The organism is Actibacterium pelagium, from assembly GCF_002285415.1.
In the GTDB taxonomy this organism is placed as follows: Bacteria; Pseudomonadota; Alphaproteobacteria; order Rhodobacterales; family Rhodobacteraceae; genus Actibacterium_B; species Actibacterium_B pelagium.
This window is the reverse complement of record NZ_NSBU01000003.1, coordinates 18,223-27,952: the sequence shown is the minus strand read 5'-3', so window position 1 is coordinate 27,952 and position 9,730 is coordinate 18,223. Positions and strand designations below refer to the sequence as shown.

The 9,730-nt window shown below is 56.9% G+C and carries 6 protein-coding genes; all 6 read right to left on the bottom strand.

The annotated features are described in order from the left end of the window. Nucleotides 1–1,174, bottom strand: a 1,174-nt coding sequence (gene tuf / locus CLM58_RS00285; RefSeq protein ID WP_095593906.1) for an elongation factor Tu, incomplete at its 3' end; no start/stop codon positions are given. A gap of 63 nt (nucleotides 1,175–1,237) precedes the next feature. Beyond that, nucleotides 1,238–3,355, bottom strand: coding sequence for an elongation factor G (gene fusA, locus CLM58_RS00280; RefSeq protein ID WP_095593924.1), 2,118 nt, complete (start codon nucleotides 3,353–3,355; stop codon nucleotides 1,238–1,240). 12 nt (nucleotides 3,356–3,367) lie between these two features. Next, the gene (rpsG, locus tag CLM58_RS00275; RefSeq protein WP_095593923.1) at nucleotides 3,368–3,838 is read right to left on the bottom strand and encodes a 30S ribosomal protein S7; all 471 of its coding nucleotides are present in this window, start codon (nucleotides 3,836–3,838) and stop codon (nucleotides 3,368–3,370) included. Between the two features lie 12 nt (nucleotides 3,839–3,850). Beyond that, the gene (gene rpsL / locus CLM58_RS00270; protein WP_035253348.1) at nucleotides 3,851–4,222 is read right to left on the bottom strand and encodes a 30S ribosomal protein S12; all 372 of its coding nucleotides are present in this window, start codon (nucleotides 4,220–4,222) and stop codon (nucleotides 3,851–3,853) included. A gap of 404 nt (nucleotides 4,223–4,626) precedes the next feature. After that, a complete protein-coding gene (locus CLM58_RS00265; RefSeq protein WP_095593922.1) occupies nucleotides 4,627–5,232 on the bottom strand; it encodes a PIN domain-containing protein in 606 nt (201 codons plus the stop codon). A gap of 240 nt (nucleotides 5,233–5,472) precedes the next feature. After that, nucleotides 5,473–9,708, bottom strand: a complete 4,236-nt coding sequence (rpoC, locus tag CLM58_RS00260; RefSeq protein ID WP_095593921.1) for a DNA-directed RNA polymerase subunit beta' — start codon at nucleotides 9,706–9,708, stop codon at nucleotides 5,473–5,475. Between the last annotated feature and the right edge of the window lie 22 nt (nucleotides 9,709–9,730).

The following is a 9,730-nucleotide window of genomic DNA, read 5'->3' as shown; positions in this document are numbered from 1 at the left end:
ACTCGATGATTTTCGAGACGACGCCCGAACCGACGGTGCGGCCACCTTCGCGGATCGCGAAGCGCAGACCTTCTTCCATCGCGATCGGCGCGATCAGCTCGGCGGTGAACTTCAGGTTGTCGCCGGGCATGACCATCTCGGTGCCGGCAGGCAGTTCAACGGTGCCGGTGACGTCGGTGGTACGGAAGTAGAACTGCGGACGGTAGTTCGCGAAGAACGGAGTGTGACGGCCGCCTTCTTCCTTGGTCAGGATGTAAACCTCACACTCGAACTTGGTGTGCGGGTTAACCGAACCCGGCTTACACAGAACCTGGCCACGCTCAACGCCTTCACGGTCCACACCACGCAGCAGCGCGCCGATGTTGTCGCCTGCTTCACCACGGTCCAGCAGCTTGCGGAACATTTCAACACCGGTACAGGTGGTTTTCGAGGTGTCGCGGATACCAACGATTTCGATCTCGTCGCCAACGTTGATCACGCCACGCTCAACACGGCCGGTTACAACGGTACCACGACCAGAGATCGAGAACACGTCTTCGATCGGCATCAGGAACGGCTCGTCGATCGCGCGCGGCGGCTCGGGGATGTAGCTGTCAACAGCTTCCATCAGTTCCTTGATCTTGTTTTCGCCGATCTCAGGGTCACGGCCTTCCATTGCGGCCAGAGCCGAACCTGCGATGATCGGAATATCGTCGCCCGGGAAGTCGTACTCGGACAGAAGCTCACGAACTTCCATCTCAACCAGTTCCAGCAGCTCTTCGTCGTCAACCTGGTCAACTTTGTTCAGGAAGACTACCAGAGCAGGAACGCCAACCTGGCGCGCCAGCAGGATGTGCTCACGAGTCTGCGGCATGGGGCCGTCAGCTGCGTTCACAACCAGGATGCCGCCGTCCATCTGCGCCGCACCGGTGATCATGTTCTTAACATAGTCAGCGTGGCCGGGGCAGTCGACGTGCGCGTAGTGGCGGTTCTCGGTCTCGTACTCAACGTGTGCGGTCGAGATGGTGATGCCGCGGGCTTTTTCTTCGGGCGCGCCGTCGATCTGGTCGTAGGCTTTGAAGTCACCAAAATACTTGGTGATCGCTGCGGTCAGGGTGGTCTTACCGTGGTCAACGTGGCCAATGGTGCCAATGTTCACGTGCGGTTTATTACGCTCAAACTTTTCCTTAGCCATGAGAGGCCTCCTTTTAACTTTGGTCGGATTGCAAGGCCCCTGCCCTGCAATCCGAAATGTCGATTAGGCGTATTTCGCCTGGATTTCGTCGCTGATGTTCTGCGGGACCGGCTCGTAGTGGTCGAACTGCATCGTAAACTGCGCGCGGCCCGAAGACATGGAGCGCAGGGTGTTGATGTAGCCGAACATGTTAGCCAGCGGAACGAAGGCGTTGATCGCAACCGCATTGCCGCGCGGTTCCTGACCCGAAACTTGACCACGACGCGAAGTCAGGTCGCCGATGATGCCACCGGTGTATTCTTCGGGGGTGATAACCTCGACCTTCATCATCGGCTCAAGCAGTTTCGCGCCAGCCTTTTTCAGGCCGTCACGCATACCTGCACGTGCCGCGATTTCGAACGCCAGAACGCTCGAGTCAACGTCGTGGTAAGCACCGTCGATCAGGGCAACCTTGAAGTCGATCACGGGGAAGCCAGCCAGAGGGCCGCTGTCCATGACGGACTGGATGCCTTTTTCAACACCCGGGATGTATTCCTTCGGAACCGCACCACCGATGATCTTCGACTCGAACGAGTAGCCTTCGCCGGGCTCGGTCGGAGTGATGACCATTTTGACGCGCGCGAACTGACCCGAACCACCCGACTGTTTCTTGTGGGTGTAGTCGATCTCAGCTTCGTGCGAGATGGTTTCACGATAGGCCACCTGCGGTGCACCAATGTTCGCTTCAACCTTGAACTCGCGCTTCAGGCGGTCAACCAGGATGTCCAGGTGAAGTTCGCCCATGCCCTTCATGATGGTCTGACCGGACTCGATGTCGGTCTCAACACGGAAGGACGGGTCTTCAGCGGCCAGACGGGCCAGACCTTGGGACATCTTCTCTTGGTCGTTCTTGGTTTTCGGCTCTACCGCGATCTCGATAACCGGATCGGGGAAGGTCATGGTTTCCAGAACAACAGGCTCTTTCTGGGCACACAGGGTGTCACCGGTGGTGGTGTCTTTTAGACCCGCCAGCGCGATGATGTCGCCTGCAAATGCCTCTTCGATCTCTTCCCGGTTGTTGGAGTGCATCATCATCATACGACCGATGCGCTCTTTCTTACCTTTGGTCGAGTTCAGAACGGTTTCGCCCTTGTTCATGGTACCCGAGTAGATGCGGGTAAAGGTCAGCGAGCCAACGAAGGGGTCGTTCATGATTTTGAACGCCAGACCCGAGAACGGCATCTCGTCGTCGGCACGACGCGCGATGTTACGTTCTTCGGTCTCGTCACCCGGTGCGAAGCCCATGTAATCAACAACGTCCAGCGGGCTGGGCAGATAGTCGATCACAGCGTTCAGCAGCGGCTGGACACCTTTGTTTTTGAAGGCCGAGCCACCCAGAACCGGAACGAAGTCCAGGGCCAGGGTACCTTTGCGCAGCAGGGCGCGCAGGGTCTCAACCGAAGGCTCTTCGCCTTCCAGGTACGCTTCCATGGCCGCTTCGTCCTGCTCAACGGCAGTTTCGACCATTTTCTCGCGCCACTCGTCAGCCATGTCCTTCAGGCTGTCGCGGATCGGTGCTTTGACCCACGATGCGCCAAGGTCTTCACCCTGCCACAGCCATTCTTCCATGGTGACCAGGTCGATCAGACCTTCCAGTTCGGATTCTGCGCCGATCGGGATACCAACCGGAACAGCAACTGCACCGGTGCGGTCTTCGATCATACGAACGCAGTTGAAGAAGTCAGCGCCGATCTTGTCCATCTTGTTGACGAAGACCATACGCGGAACTTTGTAGCGGTCAGCCTGACGCCAAACGGTTTCGGTCTGAGGCTCAACACCGGCGTTTGCGTCAAGAACACAAACGGCGCCGTCGAGAACCGCCAGCGAACGCTCAACTTCAATGGTGAAGTCAACGTGGCCGGGGGTGTCGATGATGTTCAGGCGGTGCTTCGGAGTGTCGGCGGTTTGACCGTCTTCGGTGCGTTCCCAGAAGGTGGTGGTCGCAGCCGAGGTGATGGTGATACCACGTTCCTGTTCCTGCTCCATCCAGTCCATGGTGGCTGCACCATCGTGCACCTCACCGATGTTGTGGGATTTGCCGGTGTAGTACAGGATGCGCTCGGAACAGGTGGTTTTACCTGCATCGATGTGCGCCATGATACCGAAGTTGCGGTACAGCTCGAGCGGATATTCGCGTGCCATTGGTGTGTATCCTTACCAGCGGTAATGGCTGAAGGCTTTGTTCGCCTCGGCCATCTTGTGGGTGTCTTCGCGCTTTTTCACGGCGGAACCACGGCTGTTGACTGCGTCCAGCAGTTCGCCAGCCAGGCGTTCTTCCATGGTGTTTTCGTTACGAGCGCGCGATGCGGAAATCAGCCAGCGGATGGCCAGAGCTTCGCGGCGTTCGGGACGCACTTCGACAGGAACCTGGTAGGTGGCACCACCCACGCGGCGCGAGCGAACTTCGACAGAAGGCTTCACGTTGTCCAGGGCTTCGTGGAAGACCTCGACCGGAGCTTTCTTCAGCTTGTTTTCGACGCGGTCAAAGGCGCCGTAAACGATGCGCTCGGCGACGGATTTCTTACCGTCCAGCATCAGGTTGTTCATGAATTTGGTGACTACGCGATCGCCAAACTTGGCGTCGGGCAGAACTTCGCGTTTTTCAGCGGCGTGACGACGAGACATTCAAAAATCTCCTTACTTAGGACGCTTCGCGCCGTACTTCGAGCGGCGTTGCTTACGATCTTTGACGCCCTGGGTATCCAGAACACCGCGCAGGATGTGGTAACGAACACCCGGAAGGTCTTTTACACGGCCGCCGCGGATCAGAACCACAGAGTGTTCCTGAAGGTTGTGGCTTTCACCGGGGATGTAAGAGATGACCTCGAAGCCGTTGGTCAGGCGAACCTTCGCAACTTTACGCATCGCCGAGTTCGGCTTCTTCGGGGTGGTGGTGTAGACGCGGGTACAAACCCCACGCTTCTGCGGGCAAGCCTGCAGATGCATGGACTTCTGGCGCTTTACTTTAGGCTGCCGCGGCTTGCGGATCAGCTGCTGAATCGTTGGCATTCACGTTCCTCGTGTTTGCGTTGTCAATACTCGCCCCCGGACCCGAGGGCGCTGCTTCTCGACGGTACCCTGCCCGATTGACAAAGCACCAAAACCGCTTCGTTTCCTCGTTCGTGGAAACGACGCGGTGGAATTTCAGAGGATCGAGGTGAGAAACCTAGATCGTGACCACATAAATTGTGAGTTCGAACAAGGCAGCACGAAGCCACCCAATCCGGGTGCGCGCGGTATAGGAGGAGTCGGTTTACTTGTCAACAGCGGCGCAAAGAGACGCTGTTTCAGGAAAAACAGCGGACTTACGTGAATCTACAGCGCTTCAGGACCGACTCAGGAAATGCACCGAAGGTCGCCTATGCGGACATAACGGGCATTCAACATTCGTCAACTCTGAGCCCAACAACCGGTCAATGCCGGACAATGCCGGGACCATAACTGACGGATTGATCATTAACGATAACATGACCACGTCTTTTCAACTCATCAACTAACGTTTCCAGATTATCTTGGTCCAAGGTCTTCATGAAAAGCGCGTTCACGGTGCCCCTGAGGGTTTTGACCTTTCTTGGACGCGAAGATCCTCTGGACTTCAAACTGTCAACAATCGCTTCGATTTGTTGTTCCATAGAGCTGGCGTTAGAGATTTTGACAAATGGGATCTCGGATAGATCAACATGACGACGAGCGTGGATCTTTCGCTTCCGCAAATGTTCAATCAATGGGTCGAACCCTTTGTCACGGGAAATCACGTGAAAGAACGCATTGGCATCTTTGGCTGCCATTTCTCCCATGTAGAATGCTATATGAAAGTCCAAGGCGTTCGAGCCATTCCCCGTTATCTTCTGATACCCGGCGTTTTCACCTAAATCTTGCAGTGCGGTGGCGAAGTCGAAAGGCACACTCTTTTGGTTGGCACCAACGAATACCATCAGCGTAAAGGGATGGCCTCGAAGTAGCCCGAGGTTCTTGGGTTGAACATTCTCAAAGTCGACTAGAATATAGTTGTTTTTCAACGGATATGCTCCAAATCGAACCCGAGGAGAAACAGAATACTTGGTTAAGTCAAGACGGTTAGTTTCTCTTCGAGCCAGACGAGAAGCGGCGGTGACCTCTCTAGCTCGAGCCAGTCATCAAAAAAATTTGCCAATGGCGCATTCGATCACATGTCGGCTTGCATCGTGTAAAATGCACCAAAAAGAAAAGCCCCCCGCCATCGCTGGCGGGGGGCTTTTTAATCACTCAGATCGCTAAGATCAGTCGCGGCTTTCGGGGGTGTCCACGATGAACACATCCTCGGCGCTGACTTCGTCGTCGGTAGGGGCGGCCAGCAGGGCGGCCTGTTCGGCCTCTGCCTGACGCGCTTCCAGGATCTTGCTGTCGCGGTCGACGGCGATGCGGCGCACGCGCTGCGTGGCCCCACCGGTACCGGCCGGGATCAGGCGACCCACGATGACGTTCTCTTTCAGACCAACCAGCTTATCGCGTTTGCCCTGAACCGAAGCCTCGGTCAGAACGCGGGTGGTTTCCTGGAACGACGCAGCCGAGATGAACGAACGTGTCTGCAGCGAGGCTTTGGTGATACCCAGCAGGATCGGCTGACCCTTGGCTTCACGGCCACCTTTGGACACGGCCTTGGCGTTGGCTTCGTCAAACTCGGCCTTATCAACGTTTTCGCCTTTCAGCAGGGTGGTGTCGCCAGAATCCTGGATCTCCCACTTCTGCAGCATCTGGCGAACGATCACCTCGATGTGCTTGTCGTTGATTTTCACGCCTTGCAGACGATAGACGTCCTGAACCTCGTCGATCATGTAGTTGGCCAGAGCCTCTACACCCATGACCGCAAGAATGTCGTGCGGAGCCGGGTTGCCGTCCATGATGTAGTCGCCCTTCTTGACGAAGTCGCCTTCGGCAACGGGGATGTGTTTCCCCTTGGGCACCATGTATTCGACGGTCTCCAGAGCCTCATCAGCCGGTTCGATCGAGATGCGACGCTTGTTCTTGTAGTCGCGACCGTAGCGGACGTAACCATCGATCTCGGCGATGATGGCGTGGTCTTTGGGACGACGTGCTTCGAACAGTTCCGCAACCCGCGGCAGACCACCGGTGATGTCCTTGGTCTTAGCGCCTTCACGCGGAATACGCGCAACAACGTCACCAGCCTTGATCTGCGCGCCGTCTTCCAGCGACAGAACCGCGTCCACAGACATCGGATAGGTCACCGGGTTGCCCGCATCGTTGCGGACCGGCTCGCCATCTTTGTCCAGAAGCAGGATTTCCGGCTTCAGGTCGCTGCCTTTCGGCGCCGAACGCCAGTCAGACACGATCTTCTGTGTCATACCGGTCGCATCGTCGGTTTCGTCACGTACCGAGATACCCGAGATCAGGTCTGCGAATTTCGCAGTACCGTCTTTCTCGGCGATGATCGGCAATGTGTACGGGTCCCACTCGAACAGCTTGTCGCCACGTTCGATCGACGCTTTGTCTTCGACAAAGATCTTCGAGCCGTAACCGACCTTGTAGCTGGCGCGCTCGACACCGTGCTCGTCGATGATCGCCAGAACCATGTTCCGGCCCATGACGATGGTCTCGCCTGCTGCGTTTTTCAACAGGTTCGCGTCACGCAGTTCAATGGTACCAGCCTGGTTGGCTTCCTGGAACGACTGCTGACCACCCTGCGCAACACCACCAATGTGGAATGTACGCATGGTCAGCTGAGTACCGGGTTCACCGATCGACTGTGCCGCGATGATGCCGACGGCTTCGCCTTCGTTCACCATGGTACCGCGGGCAAGGTCACGACCGTAGCAGGTTGCGCAGACGCCCTCTTCCGACTCACAGGTCAGAGGCGAGCGGATGCGAACCGATGCCAGACCGGCCTCTTCGATCGCGTCCGACTTGCGTTCGTCGATCAGCTCATTGCGGCTGACGATAACTTCGTCAGTGCCCGGACGCAGAACGTCCTCGGCAGCCACACGACCCAGCAGACGCTCGGACAGGGATGCAACAACTTCACCGTCGTTCACTGCGGCTTCGCAGGTGATCGAGTTGTCGGTGCCACAGTCTTTCTCGCGAACGATACAGTCTTGGGCAACGTCAACCAGACGACGGGTCAGGTAACCCGAGTTCGCAGTCTTCAACGCGGTATCCGACAGACCCTTACGGGCACCGTGGGTCGAGTTGAAGTACTCCAGAACGGTCAGACCTTCTTTAAAGTTCGAGATAATCGGCGTTTCGATAATCTCGCCCGAAGGTTTCGCCATCAGGCCGCGCATACCACCCAGCTGCTTCATCTGCGTGACAGAGCCACGCGCACCGGAGTGGGCCATCATGTAAACCGAGTTCGGTTCCGCTTCGGCACCGTTCTCGTCCACTTTCGCGGTCGAGATGGTGTCCATCATGGCGTCGGTAACCTTGTCGTTACACTTCGACCACGCGTCGACAACTTTGTTGTACTTTTCACCCTGAGTGATCAGGCCGTCCATGTACTGTTGTTCGAACTCTTTCACCTGACCGCGGGTCTCATCAACGATGCCCCACTTGTTGTCGGGAATGACCATGTCGTCCTTACCGAACGAGATACCGGCGCGGAACGCTTCTTTGAAGCCCAGGCTCATGATCTGGTCACAGAAGATAACGCTCTCTTTCTGGCCGCAGTAACGGTAGACGGTGTCAATGACACGCTGAACGTCTTTCTTCCGCAGCAGGCGGTTGACCAGCGAGAACGGCGCTTTGGCGTTCAGCGGCAACAGGTTGCCCAGACGGACACGACCCGGAGTGGTTTCGAAACGCTCCCAGACTTCTTGGCCAGTTTCGTCGATCTGCTTCACACGTGCGGTGATCTTGGCGTGCATGTGCACTTCACCAGCGTTCAGGGCGTGCTCGATCTCTTCGATCGAGGAGAAGGACATGCCTTCACCCTTCATGCCTTGGCGTTCCATCGAGATGTAGTACAGACCAAGAATCATATCCTGCGACGGAACGATGATCGGGGCACCGTTTGCCGGGGACAGAACGTTGTTGGTCGACATCATCAGAACACGGGCTTCCAGCTGCGCTTCCAGCGACAGAGGAACGTGAACCGCCATCTGGTCACCGTCGAAGTCCGCGTTAAACGCCGAGCAGACCAGCGGGTGCAGCTGAATAGCTTTACCTTCGATCAGCGTGGGTTCGAACGCTTGGATACCCAGACGGTGCAGGGTCGGCGCGCGGTTCAGCATGACCGGGTGCTCGCGGATCACCTCGTCGAGGATATCCCAAACTTCGGGACGCTCTTTCTCGACCAGTTTCTTCGCTTGCTTCACGGTGCTGGACAGGCCTTTGGCCTCTAGTCGCGAATAGATGAACGGCTTGAACAGCTCCAAAGCCATCTTCTTCGGCAGACCACACTGGTGCAGCTTCAGTTCCGGACCGGTCACAATGACCGAACGGCCAGAGAAGTCGACGCGCTTACCCAGAAGGTTCTGACGGAAGCGGCCTTGCTTACCTTTCAGCATGTCCGACAGCGATTTCAGCGGACGCTTGTTGGCGCCGGTGATCACGCGGCCACGACGGCCGTTGTCGAACAGAGCGTCAACGGATTCCTGCAGCATCCGCTTTTCGTTGCGGACGATGATGTCAGGTGCACGCAGCTCGATCAGACGCTTCAGACGGTTGTTCCGGTTGATGACGCGGCGATACAGATCGTTCAGATCCGAGGTCGCGAAACGGCCACCATCCAGCGGAACCAGCGGACGCAGTTCCGGCGGGATCACGGGCACAACGGTCAGGATCATCCACTCGGGGCGGTTGCCCGACTCGAGGAAGGACTCAACGACTTTCAGACGCTTGATGATCTTCTTGGGCTTCAGTTCGCCAGTGGCTTCCTTCAGCTCTTCGCGCAGACGCTCGGCTTCTGCTTCCAGATCGATCATCGACAGCATTTCGCGGATCGCTTCCGCGCCGATACCGGCGGTGAAGGCGTCCATGCCATAGGTGTCCTGGGCGTCCATGAACTCTTCTTCGGTCATCATCTGACCATAGACGAGGTCCGTCAGGCCCGGTTCGATCACGACGTAGTTCTCGAAGTAGAGAACACGTTCCAGATCGCGCAGGGTCATGTCCAGCATCAGGCCGATGCGCGAGGGCAGCGACTTGAGGAACCAGATGTGCGCGCAAGGTGCGGCCAGTTCGATGTGGCCCATACGCTCGCGGCGGACTTTCTGAAGGGTGACTTCAACACCACATTTCTCGCAGACAACGCCGCGATACTTCATGCGCTTATATTTGCCGCACAGACATTCATAGTCTTTGATCGGGCCAAAGATACGCGCACAGAACAGACCGTCACGTTCGGGCTTGAACGTACGATAGTTGATGGTTTCGGGCTTTTTGATCTCACCGAACGACCACGACAGGATGCGTTCCGGCGAGGCCAGCGAGACCTTGATTTCGTCAAACTGCTTGGGCGAGGCCAGCGGGTTGAACGGGTTGGTTGTCAGTTCCTGGTTCATTTGCAAATCCTTAAGATTGGGC